The following is an 18,533-nucleotide window of genomic DNA, read 5'->3' as shown; positions in this document are numbered from 1 at the left end:
GCGCCTGCTCAGCGCCTGCTCAGTGCCTGCTCAGTGCCGCAGGGCTCGGCGCAGGCGGGCGAACGCGCCGGGCGGCCGCTCGGCGGCCGGGTGGAGCCACTGCTCCAGGGCCCGGCGGTGGTCGGCGGCGAGCGGGCCGCCGTCGGCGAGTGCCCAGGCGGCGAAGGCCCGGGCGTCGGTGCGGTAGCCGCCGGTCTGCGGGTGCCGGCGGGCGTAGTCGAGGAACAGCGGCCCGTACGGCCGGCCGAGCAGGCGGGGCAGTTCGGGGGCCACCTTGGCGACGGTGTCCCGCCGTTTGGTGGCCAGGCCGGTGGACTGGGCGCGGACCTGGTCCGGGTCGAAGCCGGGCGGGACGGGCCCGCCGGCCACCAGGGCGGCGAGCAGGTCCTCCTGGCGCCGCGCCAGCCGGGCGCGGGTGCCGCTCGGGCACGCGCCCGCCGCGGTCTCCCGGGGCTCGGTGCGGGGGGCCGGTGGGGCCGTCCGCGGGGTGCTCCCCTCCAGCACCCGGCGGATGGCGTCCAGTTCGCCGGCCAGCTCGCTGGGCGGCGGGAAGGCGGCGTCCCGTTCCAGCAGGACGCCGGGTGGTGCGACCCGTGCGCAGAGTTCGGCCAGGACCTCCAGCACCGGTTCGGTGACGGGGTGGGCGTGGGTGTCGTGCCAGACGCCGTCGACCAGGGTGCCGCCGGCGATGTGGACGTAGGCGAGCGCCTCCAGCGGCAGGCGGTCCAGTTCGGCGGCCGGGTCGATGCCGAGGTTGACCCGGTTGGTGTGCAGGTTGGCGACGTCGATCAGCAGCCGGACGCCGGTCCGCTCGACCAGTTCGGCGAGGAACTGCCCCTCGGTCAGCTCGTCGTCGGGCCAGGCCAGCTGGGCGGCGATGTTCTCCAGCGCGAGCGGCACCGGGAGTTGGTCCTGGGCGATCCGGACGTTCTCGGCGATCACCCGCAGCGAGTCCCGGGTGCGGGGGACGGGCAGCAGGTGGCCGGCCTCCAGGCCGCCGGCCCGGACGAACGCCAGGTGCTCGGTGACCAGCGGGGAGCCGAGGGCGAGCGCCGCCCCGGCGAGCTTGGCGAGCCGGGCGGGGTCGGGCAGGTCGGCGCCGCCGAGGCCGAGCGCCACGCCGTGCGGGATGACGGTGACGCCGCGGGCGAGCAGGACCGTCAGGGACTCGGGCAGGTGGTCGGCGCAGATGTTCTCGGCGACCACCTCGACCCAGTCCAGGCCGGGTTGGCGTTCGACGACGGTGTCGATCTCGCTGCGCCAGCCGAGGCCGACGCCGAGGCGGGGTGCGCCGCCCCGCGCCGGGGTGGCGGAGCCGGGCAGGTCCAGGGCAGGGGAGGTCATCGGTTCGCCCCCTTTCGGAGGGCCGGGTGGGGAGGCCGTCGGGTGGTGCGGGCTTCGTCGCCAGGACCGCGCGGCCGTGTTGCTGAGGATGTCCCCGGGTGGGGCGGCTGCCAAGCCCCGCCCGGTCTTCTCAGAGCATTATTTGAGCTTGCCGCCGCGGGGGTGAGGGACTTTGGTCCCGAGCCGGGGCCGTTGCCGCAGGTGAGGCGCACCGGCGAGGGAAAATTCGCAGGCGCCGGACGGGCAGGCGGGGCTAGCGTGGGAACCCATGACTTCTTTGACGATCCGTGACTTCCGCCCCGACGACGCCGAGGCCGTGGCCGCCGCCCACCGGGCCGGGCGCGAGCACCTGGTGATGACCTCCGAGGCCCTGCTCTGGATGAACGGCCGGCAGAGCCCGGGCGAGCACTTCCGCACCTTCGTCGCCGAGCTGGACGGCCGGGTGGTCGGCGCGGTGCGCTGTGCGGCGGTGCTCGGGACGACGACCGCCGGCGTCGGATACGCCAACGGCAGCGTGCTGCCGCGGTTCCGGCGGCGCGGCGCGGCCACCGCGCTGCTGGCCGCGGCCGAACGGCACCTGGCCGGGCACGGGGTGAGCGAGCTGCACACCTGGCTGGACGACGAGCCCGCCTCGCTGGCCTTCGCCGCCGCCCGGGGCTACGAGCTCGGGCGCGCGGCGCAGTTCGGCGGACGGGACTTGGCGCTGCCGCTGCCGCAGGCGCCCGTACGGCCGGCCGGCGTCGAGCTGCGCCCGGCCGCCGACTGGGCGGCCGATCCGCGCCCGCTGTTCCTGGTCGAGGCGGACGCCGTCCGGGACGAGCCCGGCGAGGTGCCGATGGACGCCCTGGAGTACGAGGACTGGCTGCGGGGCGACTGGGCCCGGCCGGACCTGGACCGGGCACTGACCGTCGTCGCCGTGGTGGACGGCGAACCGGCCGCGTTCAGCATGGCGCAGACCGACGGGGTGGACCGCTACTGGTCCGCGTTCACCGCCTGCCGCCGGGAGTTCCGCGGGCGCGGGCTGAGCAAGCTGGCCAAGCTGGAGTCGCTGCGCCTGGCGGCCGGGGCGGGCTACCGGCGCGCGTACACCTCCAACGACGAGACCAATGCGCCGATGCTCGCGATCAACGCGTGGCTGGGGTACGAGCGGTGCGCCGGGGAGCGCAAGGGGATCAAGCGCTTGAAGTGACGCCGGGTGTGGCAATCCTGATGGTCGGAATTGCCGCGAGGGGGGTATTTCCGGCCACGGAGGGGACTTAACCAGGGCACACAGTTCGTGGTCGAGTCTTTCTCCGTGGGGATGATATGGAGATCCTGCTCCAGGTGTTCATCGCATCGGTTCCGGCCGTGATCGGCTTCCTCGCGGCCCGCTCCCTCGCCCGGACCAGACTGTTCCTGCGCTACGGCTTCCTGCGGGCGCTGCTGGCGCCGTACAGCCGGGTGCAGATCATCACGCCGAGCATCGAGGTCGCGGAGTTCGCCTTCACCACGGACGGCTGCCAGCTGACCAGCCGCGGGCCGAAGAACGTGCTGTTCATGCCGATGGCCGAGGCCAGGGCGATAGCGGGGCTCACCGACCTGCTGCGGAAGGTCAACCGGAAGGCGACGATCGAACTGGTGGTGGCCGGTGCGCAGGATCCGCGGATGCCGACGTTCTCGATCGGGGGCCCGAGCGTCAACTCCTATTCCGGCGGCGTGCTGGACGCGGTGTTCCCGGATTTCGCCATCGAGTACCCGGACGAGGCCCGTGCCCGGTGGGGCGCAATGACCTTCGAGGCGCTGTACAACCCGGCCGGGGAACTGATCCGCGACCACGGTTTCATCTTCGTGACCCGCACGCCCCGGCAGGCGCCCTGCGTTGTGCTCTGCGGGGTGTTCGCCTTCGGCTCCGCGATGGCGGTGGAGGCGTTGACCGCGGCGAGCCGCAACTCCCCGCTGGCGGCGCTCTTCCGCTCGGGGGAGAAAGGATTCGTCGCGGTGGAGGGGCGGGTGATAGGCCTGGACACCGTCGACGTCACGGTCGAGGTCTGCCGCACCCTGCCCGCGCCCCGGTCCGACGTCCCGTCGGGATTCCGGGGCGAGGTGTCCACGGGTCGTCCCGACGGTTGAGACGATTGGTCTCGACCACAGGGGGCGAAACCGGACAGCTCGGGAGAGTCTGGGGCAGTAACTCCTGGCGGCCGTACAGGTTTTGCCCCGCCCCTGACACGCTTTGGGCATAATCGCGCACATGACGATCAACCGTGCGAACGTGAGCGCGATTGCCGAGGACCTGTACGTGTGGCTCCCCCCGAAGCGGGGCTGGGGCCTGGCCAACTGCGGGCTGCTGGCCTCGGCGAAGACCGCGCTCTGGATCGACACCCCCTACGACCCCACCCTGGCCGGGGAGTTCCTCGCCGCCAGCCGCCGCCTGCTGCCGGCCGGGGTCGAGGTCGACCGGGTGATCGTCACCCACGCCAACGGCGACCACCTGTGGGGCGCCGGAGTCGTCCCGGACGCCGAGGTGATCTCCACCCGCGAGGCGCTGGAGCACATCCACTACGAGCCCACCCCGCAGCAGCAGCACGCCCTCGTCGTCGGCGGCGACCCGGACTCCCCGCTCGGCGGCTACCTCAGAGAGCACTTCGGACGGTTCGACTGGTCCGCCACCGACCCCGTGCACCCGGACACCGTCTTCACCGGCGAGCTGGAACTGCGGGTGGGGGAGTACCCGGTGCAGGTGACCGGCCTGCCCGCCGCCCACACCAGCGGCGACCTGATCGTCCACCTCCCGTACCAGCGCGCCGTCTTCACCGGCGACGTGATCTTCGGCTCGACCCCCGAGTACCCCGGCGACCACCCGGTGCACTGGGCCGGCCCGCTGGAGAACGTGATCACCGCCTGCGAGCGGATCCTGGCCACCGGCGCCGAGATCTTCGTCCCCGGCCACGGCCCCGTGCTCGACCGCGACGGCGTCCGCCACCACATCGCCTACCTGACGTACGTCCGGGAGCGCGCGCACGCCCTGCACACCGCCGGGATCCCCGCGCTGGACGCCGCCCGACGGGTGATCGCCGAGCAGCGCCACCCCGAACTCGGCCTGCCCGAGCGGCTGGTGCTCACCGTCGCCGCCGAGTACCGGCACCTGGACGGCACCGAGGTGCCGAACGTCCTGGAGGCCATGGGCCAGGTCGCCCAGGTGGCCCGCGAACTCTCCGAGGACGCCGCCCGCAGCCCGCGCCCGCGCGCCGCCGCCCGGGACTGACCGCCCGCCGCGCCCCGGCCGGACCACCACCGGCCCCCGGCCCGGCAGCAGCCGACCAGCCAGGACCCCCAGAGGACTCCCGAGGACTTCGATGACGCAGATCGCGCAGATTGCGCTGATCGCCCTGGCGCTGGTCGCCGCCGCGATGGCGGGCGTGCTCGCCCGCGGCCGGGCCCGGGCCCTCACCCGGGCGGTCGCCGCCGAGACCGCCCGCGGCCACGGCGAGGAACGCGCCCGCGCCGCCGAAGGCCGGCTGGCCCGCGCCGAGCAGCAACTGCGCGAGGCGCAGGAGGCCGCCCGGCGCGCCACCGAGGAGACCCACCACGCCGAGAGCCGCTACCGGGCCGCCGAGGAGCGCACCCGGGAGGCCGAGAGCCGAGCCCGCACCGCCGAGGACACCACCCGGGAGACCGACCAGCGGGCCGCCGCCGCGAGCACCCGGGCCGGGGAGGCCGAACGGCGGCTCACCGTCGCCGAGGAGCACACCGCCGCCCTGCTCGCCGAGATCGGCCACCTCGCCCAGGAACGGGTGGCCGCCACCGCCGTCCGGCTCAGCCACGCCAACGCCCCGCTGGTCGGCCCGCTGGACTCGCAGGCCGTCGGCCCCGAGGCCGTCCGGGCGCTGCAGTCCGTCCTGGACGCCGCCTCCGCCGCCCTCACCGACGAGCGCGAACGCGTCGACGCCGCCGCCCGCGCCGCCATGCGCGGCGCCACCTCCCGGATCCAGACGCTGCTCTACCAGATCCAGAGCCTGGTCCAGCAGCTCCAGCACGACAACGACGACCCCCGGCTGCTGGAGGTCGACTTCCGCAACGAGGTCGCGCTGCGCCGGATCCAGACCGTCGCCGTGCTCTGCGAAGCCTGGCCCGGCCTGGCCCGCACCGACTCGCCGCTCGCCGAAGTGGTGGTCGGCGCGCTCTCCCGGGTGCCCGGCTACGCCCGGATCAAGGTCGCCAACCACCTGCGCGAGCAGCGGCTCGCCGTGGTCGCCCGGGCCGCCGAGCCGCTGGCCATCACCGTCGCCGAACTCCTCGCCAACGCCTCCGCCTACTCGCACCCGGAGACCGACATCCCGGTCACCGTCCAGCAGGGCGGCCGCGGCGCGCTGGTGATCATCGACGACAGCGGCATCGGCATGGACGACGACCAGCTGCGCCGGGCCCGCCGACTGCTGGCCGGCCCGCCCGACGTCCTGCTCACCGAACTCGGCAACCCGCCCAAGACCGGCTTCGCGGTGATCGGCAAACTGGCCCGCCAGTACGGCTTCTCCTGCCACATCGAGCCCTCGCCGTACGGCGGGATGCGCACCATCCTGCGCATCCCGGCCGCGCTGGTGACCGTCGTCGACGACGAGCAGCCGCTGTCGGTGCTCACCCCGCTGCCGCTGCGGGCCGGCGCCGGCCCGGCCCCCGCGCCCACCGTCCAGGCCGTCCCGCCGATGCGCGACGCCGACGAGGGCGACGGGCCGCCCCCGCTCGCCGACCGGCACAACCAGCCGGGCCCGCACCCCGCGCCCGCCATCCACGCGGTGCCCGACGCGCCGGCCGGCCCCGCCGACCCGGTCGACGACGGCACCAGCCTGCCCAGCCGGCGGCGCCGCCGACCGGTCACCGCCGACGGCCCCGGCGCCCCCGAGCCCGCCGCCAGGCCGTCCGCCGTACCGGCCGAGCCGCCCGCCCGGGCCCCCGAGCGGACGCCCGAGCGCGCCGCCGCCCACTGGCAGGCGCTCCAGGAGGGCACCGACTCCGGCCGCGCCGCCGTGGCACAGGCCGCCCGCGGGACCAGCACGACCGGCGAGTCCAGCACGACCGGCGAGTCCAGCACGACCGGCGAGTCCAGCACGACCGCCGGGACCAGCCCGGCCGCCGGGACCAACACGACCGGCGAATCCAGCCCGACCGGCGGGAGCGGCCCGACCGCGGCCGCCCGCGACACCGGTGCCCGCACCACCGTCCGTCCGCCCGCCCCGACCCCCGAAGGAGCCGAGCAGTGACCAGCACGCCCAGCCCGACCACCACCGACGAGATCTCGTGGGTGCTGACCCCGCTGCTGGAGCTGCCGGGGGTGCTGCACGCGGTCATCGCCACCGGTGACGGCCTCGTCGAGGGAGCCTCCGACGGGCTCGACCGCGCCTCCGCCGAGCGGGTCGCCGCGATGACCGCCACCGTGCACGCCGCCGCCCGCGCGTTCACCAGCGCCTTCACCGACACCGAACGGCCCCGGCTGGCCCAGACCGTCGTCGAGTCCGACCTCGGCTACGCCGTCGTCGTCCCGGCCGGGGAGAACACCTCGCTCGCCGTGTTCACCTCCCCGGAGGCCCAACTCGGCAACGTGGCCTACCAGATGCAGGTGCAGGTCGCCGCCCTGGGCCGTGCCCTCGCGAGTCCGAGCCGGCAGCAGGACACCACCGTCCGATCATGACCGCCGTACCCCGCAGGCGGATGGTGCCCGCCTACCTGGCCACCGGCGGCCGCAGCCGCCCCGGCACCGCCGGCTTCGACCGGCTCACCGTGCTGTTCGCGGACCGCACCGAACCGCCCCGCGAGCTGGAACCCGAACACCAGCGGCTCTGGGAACTGCTGCGCCCCGGCGCGCTGACCGTGGTGGAGGCCGCCGCGCACCTGTGCCTGCCGGTCAGCGCCACCGTCTTCCTCGCGGCCGATCTGGTCGAGGCGGGCTGCCTGCGCGCCCGCGCGCCGATCCCGCGCGCCCAGCAGACCGACCGCTCCATCGTCGAGAGGCTCCTCGTTGGACTCCGTGCGCTCCGGTAGCCCGGCCGACCGGCCGAGCCGGGTGGGCTACCTGCCCGACCGGGACCAGACGCTGATGAAGCTGGTGGTGGCCGGCCCGTTCGGGGTCGGCAAGACGACGCTCATCCGCACCCTCTCCGAGATCGCCACCCTGCACACCGAGGAGGCGATGACCGAGACCGGACGGCCGGTGGACGACCTGGCCGGCCTGCCCGAGAAGGCCACCACCACGGTCGCCGTCGACTTCGGCCGGCTGACCCTGCCCGGCAACCTCGTGCTCTACATGTTCGGTACCCCCGGCCAGCGCCGCTTCTTCCCGCTCTGGCAGGACATCGCCCGCGGCGCCCTCGGCGCGCTGGTGCTCGCCGACACCCGCCGGCTCGCCGACTCCTTCGAGATCATGGACATGGTCGAGGAGCAGGGCCTGCCCTACGCCGTCGCCGTCAACTGCTTCCCGGACGCGCCGGTCCACTCGATCGAGGTGCTGCGCGCCCACCTGGACCTGCACCCCACCACCCCGCTGCTGCTCTGCGACGCCCGCGAGCGCGGCGCCAGCCTGGACGCGCTGATCGCGCTGGCCGAGCACGTCCTCGACGGCCTGCCCGCCGCCCCCGCGGACGCCCCCGACCCCGCAGACCAGGTAGCGACCGTCCCTGCCGCCTCCGCCGCCGAGGAGCGCCCGTGACCACCGACACCCGCCCCACCCCGATCTACGGCCCGGTCTTCGCCGCCGACCCGCAGCTGGTCTACGACCGGCTGCGCCGCTACGGGGCCGTCGCCCCGGTGGAGATCGCGCCCGGCGTCGAGGCCCTGCTGGTCACCGACTACCAGGCCGCCCTGGACCTGCTGCGCGACACCGACACCTTCTCCAAGGACTCCCGCGCCTGGCAGCGCACCGTCGCCCCCGACAACCCGCTGCTGCCGGTGCTCGGCTACCGCCCGACCGCCCTGTTCAGCGACGGCGAGGTGCACGCGCGCTACCGCGCGGTGATCACCGACGGCCTCGCCCTGCTCGAACCGCACCGGCTCCAGCGCCGGGTCGCCGAGGTCGCCCACCAACTGGTCGACCGCTTCGAGGCGGCCGGCACCGCCGACCTGATCGCCGAGTACGCCCGCCAGCTGCCGGCCTTCGTCCTCACCACCTGGTTCGGTGTGCCCGAGGAGCACAGCGCCCGGCTGGTCGCCGGGATCGCCGGGATGATCGAGTCCACCGAGAAGGCCGTCGTCGCGTACGGGGACCTCGTCGCGGTGGTCACCGCCATGGTCGCCGAGCGGCGCGAGCGGCCCCGGCACGACCTCACCTCCTGGTTCGTCACCCACCCGGCCGGGCTGGAGGACGACGAGGTGATCCGGCAGATCACCCTCACCATGATCGCCGGGCACGAGCCGACCACCAACCTGATCGGCAACGCCCTGCTGCGCCTGCTCACCGACGCCCGCTACGCCGGCTCCCTCATCGGCGGCGCGATGACCGCCTACCAGGCGATCGACGAGGTGCTCTGGCACGAGCCGCCGCTGGCCAACCTCTCCGCCCACTACCCGCGCTACGACATCACCTTCCACGGCCGGGAGATCCCAGCCGGCACCCTGGTGCTGGTCTCCTACGCGGCCGCCAACTCGCAGGCCGCGCCGCCCACCGACGGCACCGAGCTGCGCAGCGGCGAGAGCGCCCACCTGGCCTGGGCGGCCGGCCCGCACGGCTGCCCGGCCCGTGACCCGGCGCTGCTGATCGCGATCACCGCGATCGAGCAGCTGACCAGCCGGCTCAGCGACCTGGAACTGGCCACCCCGGCCGAGGACCTGCTCTGGCGCCCCGGCCCGTTCCACCGGGCCCTGGTCCACCTCCCGGTCCGCTTCGCCCCGACGGCCTGAGCCCCGGCGGTCCGAACCCTGCTGGTCCGAGTCCCGGCGGCCCGGGACGGACGAGGGCCCGGGTGTCCGTCCGTACGGAAACCCGGGCCCTCGCGGCGCGACCGGCCGGCGCTACTCGGCCGGCTTCAGCGTCAGCGAGACGCTGTTGATGCAGTACCGCTGGTCGGTCGGCGTGCCGTAGCCCTCGCCCTCGAAGACGTGGCCCAGGTGCCCGCCGCAGCGGGCGCAGCGCACCTCGACCCGGCGCATGCCGAGCGTGGTGTCCTCGATGTACTGGACCCGGTCCCCGGCCAGCGGCGCGTAGTACGACGGCCAGCCGCAGTGGCTGTCGAACTTGGTCTCGGAGCTGAACAGCTCCGCGCCGCAGGCCCGGCAGCCGTAGATGCCGACGGTCTTGGTGTCGGTGTACTCACCGGTGAACGGGCGCTCGGTGCCCGCCTCGCGGAGCACGTGGTACTCCTCGGGGCTCAGCTCGTCCCGCCACTCGGCCTCGGTCTTCTCGATCTCGTAGCTCATCACGGCTCCCGGTCGGGGTACGTCAGACGTTGGAGGCAACGTTCGAGAGGTGCTGCACGCTTCCCCGGATCTCCTCCAGGATGGCGGGGCCCAGGTTGGTGACGTCGCCGGCGCCCATGGTGAGCAGCAGGTCGCCGGGGCGGGCCAGGCCGGCCAGCACGGCGGGGGCGGCGGCGAAGGAGTGCTCGGCGGTGACGTCGGCGCCGGCCCGGTGGGCGGCGTCGATGATCAGCTCGCTGGTCACGCCGGGGATCGGGTCCTCGCGGGCCGGGTAGATGTCCAGCACCACCGAGGCGTCGGCCAGCGCCAGGGCCTGGCCCATCTCCTCGGCGAGCTGCTGGGTGCGGCTGAACAGGTGCGGCTGGAAGACCACCAGTACCCGGCCCTCGCCCTCCAGGCCCTCCCGGATCGCCTCCAGGTCGGCGGTCATCTCGGTGGGGTGGTGGGCGTAGGAGTCGATCACCTGGACGCCGCCGGCTGCGCCCTTGAGCTGGAGGCGGCGCCGCACGCCGGTGTAGGCGCCGAGGGCCTTGGCCAGGTCGGCGGCCGGGACGCCCAGCGCGACGCCGGCGGCCAGCGCGGAGACCGCGTTGTGCGCGTAGTGCCGGCCGGGCACCGAGACGGTGAAGGACAGCTCGGCGCCGTCCAGCTCGACGGTGACCTCGCTGGTCATGCCGCGGGCGACCACCGAGCGGACCCGGACGTCGGCGTCCTCGGCGGCGCCGACGGTCACCACGGTGAGGCCCTCGCGGCCGGCCACCCGGGCGGTCAGCTCGCGGGCGCCGTCGTGGTCGGCGGAGACCACCAGGGTGCCGCCGGGGGTGATCCGGCCGACGAAGGTCTCGAAGGACTCGTAGATCTCCTCGATCGAGGCGTAGTTGGCGTGGTGGTCCAGCTCCACGTTGAGCACGATCGCCACCTCGGGCGCGTACTTGTGGAAGCTGCGGTCGCTCTCGTCGGCCTCGGCGACGAAGATCTCGCCGGCGCCGTGGTGGGCGTTGGAGCCGGGCGCGTCGAGGTCGCCGCCGATCGCGTAGGACGGGTCCAGGCCCAGCTCGCCGAGGGCGACGGCGAGCATGCTGGTGGTGGTGGTCTTGCCGTGGGTGCCGGCCACCGCCAGCGCCCGGCGGCCGCCCATCAGGGCGGCCAGCGCGTCGGAGCGGTGCACCACCGGGATGCCGCGCTCGTGGGCGGCGGCCAGCTCCGGGTTGTCGGCGCGGATCGCGCTGGAGACCACCACGCTGCTGGTGCCGTCCGGCACGTGCTCGGCGGCGTGGCCGACGTGCACGGTCGCGCCGAGGGCGCGCAGCGCGAGGACGGTCTCGGACTCCTTGGAGTCGCTGCCGGAGACGCTGGCGCCGCGCACCGCGAGGATCTTCGCCAGGCCGGACATCCCGGCGCCGCCGATGCCGATGAAGTGCGGGGCGTGCAGGTCGTGCGCGGCGTCGTTCAAGGCGGGGCTCCGTAGGGCGGGGGCGGAATGGTCGGGCGGACGGGATGGGGAATCGTCCTCGCGGGCGGACCGCAAGGACGATTCTGCACCACCGGCCGGGATCCCTAGGAGTCGCTGGCGAACAGCCGCAGCACCGGGACCCCCACCTTGTGCCGGGCCTGGGAGGCCCAGTCGCGGTGGAAGAACTCCTCCACGAAGTGCGGTGAGGTGAGCACCACCACCTCGTCCGCGCGGTGCTCCTCGACCGCCGTCCGCAGCCGGTCCAGCGGCTTCTCCTCGACCAGCTCGCCGACCGCCTCGGCCCCGGCCGCGCGCAGGTGGCGCAGGCTGTGTTCGAGCGACTCGGTGGCCACGGTCGGCCCGGACTCGGACTCGTCGTGCTCGTGCACCACCTTGTCGAGGTGGCCGAGCGCCACGTCGTCCAGCGCCCGCAGCAGCTCGTCCTGCTTGCCGCGCGGCTGCATCAGGACGACGAAGGAGACCTTCTCGTCGCTGTGGAGCGTGGTGACGAGTTCCACGTCCGCGTCGGAGAGAGCCTTTTCGATCATCAGTACCGTCTTGAACACGTGAGTCCCTTCCAGTGGCCGGCCCCCGGGCCCCGGCATCGCATTAACGGGATCACGACCCGTCGGTCACGGGGTCGGCGGACGCAGGTAGCGGGTGAAGAGGAATCCTTTCTGCTCGATCAATGAGACCAGCCGCATCCGCTGCACGTCAGGCATTTGCGCATCGCGGATGATGCGCGGCGCGTCGCCGCCCGTGATCAGCGGAGCCAGCGACAGGCACAACTCGTCCAGCAGACCCGCCGCCGCCAGCTGTCCCAGCAGCCGCGGGCCGCCCTCGCTCAGCAACCGCGTCCAGCCCCGCTCCGCCAGCGCCGACACGCCCGCCTGCAGGTCCACCGACCCCTCCCCGGCGAGCACCAGGTCGGCCACCTCGGCGACCGCCCGGCGGCGCTCCTCGGGCGCGTCCGCGGTGGTGATCACCACCGTCCTGACCAGCGGGGCGGTGAACAGCGGCGCGGTCAGGTCCAGGGTCAGCGAGCGGCTCACGATCGCGATCGCCGGAGCCGGGGCCTGCCCGGCCGCCGCCCGCGCCGCCGCGAACTCGGCCCGGGCCCGGGCCGGCCGGTAGCCCTCCGCGCGGACCGTCTCCGCGCCCACCAGCACCACGTCCGACAGCGCGCGCAGCACACCGAAGATCCGCTTGTCGGCGTCCCCGGACAGGCCCTCCGAGAGGCCCTCCAGCCTCGCCCCGCCGTCCAGACCGGCCACCATGTTGGCGCGCAGCCAGGGCCGCCCCCGATTCACCTGGTCGGGGTACGCGTAGACGGCGGCGAGCGACTCCAGCGAGGCCGGGTCGGCGACCGGCTCGCCCAGCGGGCTGATCAACTGTTGCATGCCCTCAGTCTTCCACCGGCCGCCGTCCCGAGGCGCTCTGCACCAGGCGTACCCTCTACTAACGTGCCAGCAGCCCCCCGCCCCGACACCGCGACCGAGTCCATAGCCGCCGCGAGCGCGGCCGGCTCCCCGATCGCGCTCGCCGACCGCCGCCCCGTCGTGCCCGCCGAGCGGCTGGTCGCCGAGATGGTCCCGCCGCCCCGGTTCTCCGACGTGAGCTTCGGGACGTACATTCCGGACCCGAACCAGCCCAGCCAGTACGAGGCCGTCCAGGTCCTGGAGCAGTTCGCCACCACCCTCGGCGGGGGAAACGGTTCCGCGCCCAAGCGCAGCTGGTTCCGCCGCTCAGCCCCGGCGCCCACCGGCCCGGCCGGCGTGTACCTCGACGGCGGCTACGGCGTCGGCAAGACCCACCTGCTCGCCTCGCTCTGGCACGCCGCCCCCGGCCCCAAGGCCTTCGGCACCTTCGTCGAGCTGACCAACCTGGTCGGTGCGCTCGGCTTCCAGCAGGCCGTCCGGACCCTCTCCGAGCACACGCTGCTGTGCATCGACGAGTTCGAGCTCGACGACCCGGGCGACACCGTCCTGGTCTCCACGCTGCTCACCCGCCTCGTCGACAACGGCGTCAAGCTCTGCGCCACCTCGAACACCCTGCCGGAGAAGCTCGGCGAGGGCCGCTTCGCCGCCGCCGACTTCCTGCGCGAGATCCAGGGCCTGTCCGCGCACTTCCGCCCGATGCGGATCGACGGCCAGGACTACCGCCACCGCGGCCTCCCGGACGCCCCGCCGCCCTACCCCGACGCGGCCGTCGACGCCGTCGCCGCCCGCACCCCCGGCGCCTCCCTGGACGACTTCGACACCCTCCTCGCCCACCTCTCCGCCGTCCACCCCAGCCGCTACGGCGCGCTGCTCGACGACGTCACCGCCGTCTGCCTGCGCGGCGTCCGCCAGGTCGACGACCAGTCCACCGCCCTGCGCCTGGTCGTCCTCGCCGACCGCATGTACGACCGCGAGCTCCCCATCACCGCCTCCGGCCTCCCCTTCGACCAGGTCTTCCCCGACGACATGCTCCGCGGCGGCTACCGCAAGAAGTACCTCCGCGCCATCTCCCGCCTGGTCGCCCTCGCCCGCGACAGCGCGAAGACCTGACCCCGTAACCCCCGCCCCGGCCGGGCGTTGCTCCCTAGCGGAGCAGAGGGGGGACGCATGGCCGGTGGCGGGTGAGGCCGAGCATCTGCCCGCCGCCGACCACGACGTCTACGACCGGGAGGAGCAGCGGTGAGCAGCGGTTATCACACGCGGTGGGTCGTGCCGCCGGAGCATCGGGAGAGCGAGCAGTACCGGGCGGCCGGGCGGCGGATGGCGTTGGCCGAGGCCGTGTACGCCCGCCGATCCGCTCTCGGCTGGACGCTCGCCGAACTCGCGGAGCGGGCCGGGCTGGACGAGGCGACGGTCGAGAGCATCGAGGAGAGCGGTGTCGATCCGACCCTGCCGCTGATCGAACGCCTCGCCGCCGCGTTCGACTCGGTCGTCCGCATCGACCCGGCCCGCGAGCCCGCCATGAGGTTCGAGGGGCACGCGGCCTGAGGAAGCCGCACCGCTTGTCGGTGGTGGGTCGTACGGTGGACTCGTGCGACCCATCACGAGTATTGAGCGGTCAGTGACGCCCTTCGAGGTCGTCAGTCCCTTCCAGCCGAACGGGGACCAGCCGGCGGCGATCGCCGAGTTGGAGCGGCGGATCAAGGGCGGGGAGAAGGACGTCGTCCTGCTCGGTGCCACCGGTACCGGGAAGTCGGCCACCACGGCCTGGATGATCGAGCGGCTGCAGCGGCCCACCCTGGTGATGGCGCCGAACAAGACGCTGGCCGCCCAGCTGGCGAACGAGTTCCGCGAGCTGCTGCCGAACAACGCGGTCGAGTACTTCGTCTCGTACTACGACTACTACCAGCCCGAGGCGTACGTCCCGCAGACGGACACCTACATCGAGAAGGACTCCTCGATCAACGAGGAGGTCGAGCGGCTGCGGCACTCGGCGACCAACTCGCTGCTGACCAGGCGGGACGTGATCGTGGTCGCCTCCGTCTCCTGCATCTACGGCCTCGGCACCCCGCAGGAGTACGTGGACCGGATGGTCCCGCTCAAGGTCGGCGAGGAGATCGACCGGGACGTCCTGCTGCGCCGTTTCGTGGACATCCAGTACGCCCGCAACGACGTGGCGTTCACCCGTGGCACCTTCCGGGTCCGCGGCGACACCATCGAGATCTTCCCGGTCTACGAGGAGCTGGCCGTCCGGATCGAGATGTTCGGCGACGAGATCGAGGCGCTGTACACCCTGCACCCGCTCACCGGCGAGATCATCAGCCAGGACGAGTCGGTGTACGTCTTCCCCGCCTCGCACTACGTGGCCGGTCCGGAGCGCATGGAGCGGGCGATCACCGGCATCGAGAAGGAGCTGGAGGAGACGCTCGCCCGGCAGGAGAAGCAGGGCAAGCTACTGGAGGCCCAGCGGCTGCGCATGCGCACCACCTACGACATCGAGATGCTGCGCCAGATCGGCACCTGCTCGGGCGTCGAGAACTACTCGATGCACTTCGACGGCCGCGAGCCCGGCTCCCCGCCGAACACCCTGCTCGACTACTTCCCGGAGGACTTCCTCCTGGTCATCGACGAGTCGCACGTCACCGTCCCGCAGATCGGCGCGATGTACGAGGGTGACGCCTCGCGCAAGCGCACCCTGGTGGAGCACGGCTTCCGGCTGCCCTCCGCGATGGACAACCGCCCGCTGAAGTGGGAGGAGTTCCTGGGGCGGATCGACCAGACGGTGTACCTGTCGGCGACGCCCGGCCCGTACGAGCTGTCCCGCGGCGACGGCCAGGTCGAGCAGATCATCCGCCCGACCGGTCTGATCGACCCGGAGGTGATCGTCAAGCCGACCGAGGGCCAGATCGACGACCTGGTGCACGAGGTCCGCACGCGGGTGGAGCGGGACGAGCGCGTCCTGGTGACCACGCTGACCAAGAAGATGGCCGAGGACCTCACCGACTACATGCTCGGCCTGGACATCCGGGTCCGGTACCTGCACAGCGACGTGGACACCCTGCGCCGGGTGGAGCTGCTGCGCGAGCTGCGCGCGGGCAGGTACGACGTGCTGGTCGGCATCAACCTGCTGCGCGAGGGCCTGGACCTGCCCGAGGTGTCGCTGGTGGCGATCCTGGACGCGGACAAGGAGGGCTTCCTGCGCTCCGGCACCTCGCTGATCCAGACGATCGGGCGGGCCGCCCGAAACGTCTCGGGCCAGGTGCACATGTACGCGGACCGGATCACCCCGTCGATGGAGAAGGCGATCGACGAGACCAACCGCCGCCGGGTCGTGCAGCAGGCGTACAACAAGAAGCACGGGATCGACCCGCAGCCGCTGCGGAAGAAGATCGGCGACATCCTGGACACCCTCGCCCGCGAGGACGTGGACACCGACGAGCTGCTCTCCACCGGCTACCGCGGGGCCGCCGGGAAGGGCAAGGCCCCGGTGCCGGCCCTGGGCATGGAGCGCAAGCAGGGCGAGAGCCTGCCGGCCGCCGAGCTGGCGGAGCTGATCCAGTCGATGACGGACCGGATGCACGCGGCCGCCGCCGACCTCCAGTTCGAGGTCGCGGCCCGGCTGCGCGACGAGGTGAAGGAGCTGAAGCGGGAGCTGCGCCAGATGCGGGAGGCCGGCGTGGCCTGAGCGGGGGCCGAGGGGGCCGAGGGGGCTGAGGGGGGCTGAGGGGGCCGACGGGGGTCTGAGGCGGGTCGAGGCGGCCGCCGGGCCGGGCCGGTGTGACACCGGTCAAGCCCGGCGGTGTCTCAGCCTTGCCACAATGCGGCGACCGCCGGGAGGTGCGGGGTGCCGCAGGCCCTAGGCTGGCCTGCGGCATCGACCTCGGGACGGGGTGGTGCGACAGCAACAGGGGGCCTCAGCCGGGGGACGGCACGGGGTGTTCCACCGTGGCGCCGCGCGGGGAGCGACCGCGTGGCCGGGTAGAGAGGACAACGCCGTGTCGGTGAACCTTGCCAAGGGACAGCGGGTCAGTCTCCAGAAGGGGCCGGGCGGCGCGTTGACCGTGGTCCGGATGGGCCTCGGCTGGCAGGCCGCGCCGAAGCGGGGCCTGTTCGGCAGCCGCACCAGGACGATCGACCTGGACGCGTCGGCGCTCCTGTACGCCGAGAAGACCCCGTCCGACGTGGTGTTCTTCCAGCACCTGGAGAGCACGGACGGTTCCGTCCGGCACACCGGGGACAACCTGGAGGGCGGCTCCGGCACGGAGGACGACGAGGCGATCCTGGTGGACCTGCTGCACGTGCCGGCGCACATCACCCAGGTGGTGTTCACGGTGAGCTCGTACACCGGGCAGACCTTCGCGGAGGTGCAGGGCGCCCACTGCCGGCTGGTGGACGAGACCACGGGCGAGGAGCTGGCCCGGTACGAGCTGGCCGGGGGAGGGCCGCACACCGGGCAGATCATGGCGAAGGTGTTCCGTGACGGGGCCGGCGGCTGGGAGATGCAGGCGATCGGCGCGCCGGCCAAGGGGCGGACCTTCCGGGACCTGCTGCCGGCGATCGAGCCGTACCTCTGACGGCATCCCGGACGGCATCCCGGACGGGCGCCCCGGACGTCATCTCTGACGGTTCTTTACCTTCTTTACCTTTACTTGGGCTTCCTGTTACTCTCGATGGCAGCGGAGGGGAGTATTCCCCCGCAGTTGTCCCCGTCATCACGGGCGCCCACGAGTGGCGCCCCGGGGCGCTGGTCCGTGCGGATGCCCCGAGAGCGGGCCCGACGGGCGGAAGAGACCTCCGGCAGTGACGATGACTGTCTCGCCTACCTGCCGGAGGAGCAGTAGTGGACGTTTCCGTAACCATGTGGGTCACCACGATCGGTGTGCTGATCGCACTGATCGTGGCGGACTTCTTCATCGGAGGGCGCAAGCCGCACGAGGTCTCGATCAAGGAGGCCGGGATCTGGACCGCGGTCTGGATCGTGCTGGCGCTGATCTTCGGCGGGTTCCTCTGGTGGCACTCCGGCGCGCAGCCGGCCGGTGAGTTCTTCGCCGGTTACATCACCGAGAAGTCGCTCAGTGTCGACAACCTGTTCGTCTTCATCCTGATCATGGGCAAGTTCGCGGTGCCGAGGATCTACCAGCAGCGCGTGCTGATGTTCGGTGTGATCATCGCGCTGGTGCTGCGGGCGGTCTTCATCGCCGGCGGCGCGGCGCTGGTCACCCAGTTCTCCTGGGTGTTCTTCATCTTCGGCGCCTTCCTGATCTGGACCGCCTGGAAGCTGATCAAGGAGGCCCGGGCCGGCGAGGAGGAGGACGAGTTCGAGGAGAACCGCCTGCTCAAGTCGATCGAGCGGCGCTTCCCGTCCACCGACACGTACCACGGTACGAAGTTGTTCATCCGGGAGAACGGCCGCCGGCTGATGACCCCGATGCTGATCGTGATGCTGGCGATCGGCACCACGGACGTGCTGTTCGCGCTGGACTCCATCCCGGCGATCTTCGGCCTGACCCAGGACCCGTACATCGTCTTCACCGCCAACGCCTTCGCCCTGATGGGCCTGCGTCAGCTGTACTTCCTGATCGGCGGCCTGCTGAAGAAGCTGGTCCACCTGTCGTACGGCCTGTCGGTGATCCTCGGCTTCATCGGCGTGAAGCTGGTGCTGCACGCGGCGCACGAGGCGGGCGCGAACGTGCCGGAGATCGGCATCCCGCTCTCGCTGGGCGTCATCGTGGTCGTGCTGGCCGTCACCACGGTGACCAGCCTGATCGCCTCGAAGAAGCAGGAACGGGCCGAGCGCGAGGCCCAGAAGCTGGACGCCTGATCCCCGCGTGACGGCCGAGGCCCCCGCGACCCGGAAGGGGTCGCGGGGGCCTCGTCGTGCCCGGTGCCCGGTGCCCGGTGCCCGGTGCCCGAAG

18 protein-coding genes are annotated in these 18,533 nt (G+C 73.0%); 13 read left to right on the top strand and 5 right to left on the bottom strand.

Features of this window, described 5'->3' with window-relative positions; translation table 11 throughout:
• Window positions 1–30 precede the first annotated feature (30 nt).
• On the bottom strand, window positions 31–1,344 hold the full coding sequence (locus tag ACFVHI_RS27855; RefSeq protein ID WP_380343863.1) for a DUF692 domain-containing protein: 1,314 nt from the start codon (window positions 1,342–1,344) through the stop codon (window positions 31–33).
• A gap of 268 nt (window positions 1,345–1,612) precedes the next feature.
• On the opposite strand from ACFVHI_RS27855, the gene ACFVHI_RS27850 reads away from it, so the two are divergent.
• From ACFVHI_RS27850 to ACFVHI_RS27815, 8 genes are all read left to right on the top strand, one after another.
• Complete coding sequence (locus ACFVHI_RS27850; RefSeq protein WP_380343861.1) at window positions 1,613–2,533, top strand: GNAT family N-acetyltransferase; 921 nt, start codon at window positions 1,613–1,615, stop codon at window positions 2,531–2,533.
• A gap of 116 nt (window positions 2,534–2,649) precedes the next feature.
• Window positions 2,650–3,453: a hypothetical protein gene (locus ACFVHI_RS27845; RefSeq protein WP_063349484.1), complete on the top strand. Its 804-nt coding sequence runs from the start codon at window positions 2,650–2,652 to the stop codon at window positions 3,451–3,453.
• A gap of 121 nt (window positions 3,454–3,574) precedes the next feature.
• Window positions 3,575–4,588: an MBL fold metallo-hydrolase gene (locus ACFVHI_RS27840; protein ID WP_063349485.1), complete on the top strand. Its 1,014-nt coding sequence runs from the start codon at window positions 3,575–3,577 to the stop codon at window positions 4,586–4,588.
• 91 nt (window positions 4,589–4,679) lie between these two features.
• Window positions 4,680–6,581, top strand: a complete 1,902-nt coding sequence (locus ACFVHI_RS27835) for an ATP-binding protein (RefSeq protein WP_380343856.1) — start codon at window positions 4,680–4,682, stop codon at window positions 6,579–6,581.
• Entirely contained in the window at window positions 6,578–7,009 is a 432-nt protein-coding gene (locus ACFVHI_RS27830) for a roadblock/LC7 domain-containing protein (protein WP_363368868.1), read from the top strand. Before ACFVHI_RS27835 ends, ACFVHI_RS27830 begins: the two co-directional genes overlap by 4 nt.
• Window positions 7,006–7,359 carry a DUF742 domain-containing protein gene (locus tag ACFVHI_RS27825; protein ID WP_063349488.1) on the top strand — a complete coding sequence of 118 codons (354 nt, stop codon included), beginning with the start codon at window positions 7,006–7,008 and terminating at the stop codon, window positions 7,357–7,359. Before ACFVHI_RS27830 ends, ACFVHI_RS27825 begins: the two co-directional genes overlap by 4 nt.
• A gap of 55 nt (window positions 7,360–7,414) precedes the next feature.
• Window positions 7,415–8,023, top strand: coding sequence for an ATP/GTP-binding protein (locus tag ACFVHI_RS27820; protein WP_380343892.1), 609 nt, complete (start codon window positions 7,415–7,417; stop codon window positions 8,021–8,023).
• The gene (locus ACFVHI_RS27815) at window positions 8,020–9,210 is read left to right on the top strand and encodes a cytochrome P450 (protein WP_063349490.1); all 1,191 of its coding nucleotides are present in this window, start codon (window positions 8,020–8,022) and stop codon (window positions 9,208–9,210) included. Before ACFVHI_RS27820 ends, ACFVHI_RS27815 begins: the two co-directional genes overlap by 4 nt.
• A 111-nt stretch (window positions 9,211–9,321) precedes the next feature.
• Here the strand turns inward: ACFVHI_RS27815 and msrB are convergent, their stop codons facing one another.
• The 4 genes from msrB to ACFVHI_RS27795 all read right to left on the bottom strand — a co-directional run bounded on the left by msrB (window position 9,322) and on the right by ACFVHI_RS27795 (window position 12,579).
• The gene (msrB, locus tag ACFVHI_RS27810; RefSeq protein ID WP_380343852.1) at window positions 9,322–9,726 is read right to left on the bottom strand and encodes a peptide-methionine (R)-S-oxide reductase MsrB; all 405 of its coding nucleotides are present in this window, start codon (window positions 9,724–9,726) and stop codon (window positions 9,322–9,324) included.
• A 22-nt stretch (window positions 9,727–9,748) separates the two neighbouring features.
• Entirely contained in the window at window positions 9,749–11,179 is a 1,431-nt protein-coding gene (murC, locus tag ACFVHI_RS27805; RefSeq protein ID WP_380343849.1) for a UDP-N-acetylmuramate--L-alanine ligase, read from the bottom strand.
• A gap of 104 nt (window positions 11,180–11,283) precedes the next feature.
• Window positions 11,284–11,745, bottom strand: coding sequence for an indole-3-glycerol phosphate synthase (locus tag ACFVHI_RS27800; protein WP_107452931.1), 462 nt, complete (start codon window positions 11,743–11,745; stop codon window positions 11,284–11,286).
• Window positions 11,746–11,811: 66 nt separating this feature from the next.
• Window positions 11,812–12,579 carry a pyrimidine reductase family protein gene (locus tag ACFVHI_RS27795; RefSeq protein ID WP_380343846.1) on the bottom strand — a complete coding sequence of 256 codons (768 nt, stop codon included), beginning with the start codon at window positions 12,577–12,579 and terminating at the stop codon, window positions 11,812–11,814.
• Between the two features lie 102 nt (window positions 12,580–12,681).
• Between ACFVHI_RS27795 and zapE the strand changes: the two genes are divergently transcribed.
• The 5 genes from zapE to ACFVHI_RS27770 all read left to right on the top strand — a co-directional run bounded on the left by zapE (window position 12,682) and on the right by ACFVHI_RS27770 (window position 18,439).
• A complete protein-coding gene (gene zapE / locus ACFVHI_RS27790) occupies window positions 12,682–13,728 on the top strand; it encodes a cell division protein ZapE (RefSeq protein ID WP_063351439.1) in 1,047 nt (348 codons plus the stop codon).
• A 129-nt stretch (window positions 13,729–13,857) separates the two neighbouring features.
• Window positions 13,858–14,166: a helix-turn-helix domain-containing protein gene (locus ACFVHI_RS27785; RefSeq protein WP_380343844.1), complete on the top strand. Its 309-nt coding sequence runs from the start codon at window positions 13,858–13,860 to the stop codon at window positions 14,164–14,166.
• A 43-nt stretch (window positions 14,167–14,209) separates the two neighbouring features.
• Window positions 14,210–16,303: an excinuclease ABC subunit UvrB gene (uvrB, locus tag ACFVHI_RS27780; RefSeq protein ID WP_063349496.1), complete on the top strand. Its 2,094-nt coding sequence runs from the start codon at window positions 14,210–14,212 to the stop codon at window positions 16,301–16,303.
• A gap of 310 nt (window positions 16,304–16,613) precedes the next feature.
• Window positions 16,614–17,192 carry a TerD family protein gene (locus ACFVHI_RS27775; protein ID WP_380343841.1) on the top strand — a complete coding sequence of 193 codons (579 nt, stop codon included), beginning with the start codon at window positions 16,614–16,616 and terminating at the stop codon, window positions 17,190–17,192.
• Between the two features lie 266 nt (window positions 17,193–17,458).
• A complete protein-coding gene (locus tag ACFVHI_RS27770; protein ID WP_063349498.1) occupies window positions 17,459–18,439 on the top strand; it encodes a TerC family protein in 981 nt (326 codons plus the stop codon).
• The last annotated feature ends 94 nt before the right edge of the window (window positions 18,440–18,533 follow it).

Source organism: Kitasatospora sp. NPDC127121 (assembly GCF_042677305.1).
Classification (GTDB): domain Bacteria; phylum Actinomycetota; class Actinomycetes; order Streptomycetales; family Streptomycetaceae; genus Kitasatospora.
Note: the sequence above shows the minus strand (reverse complement) of the source record. Positions and strands in the feature narration are given on the sequence as shown.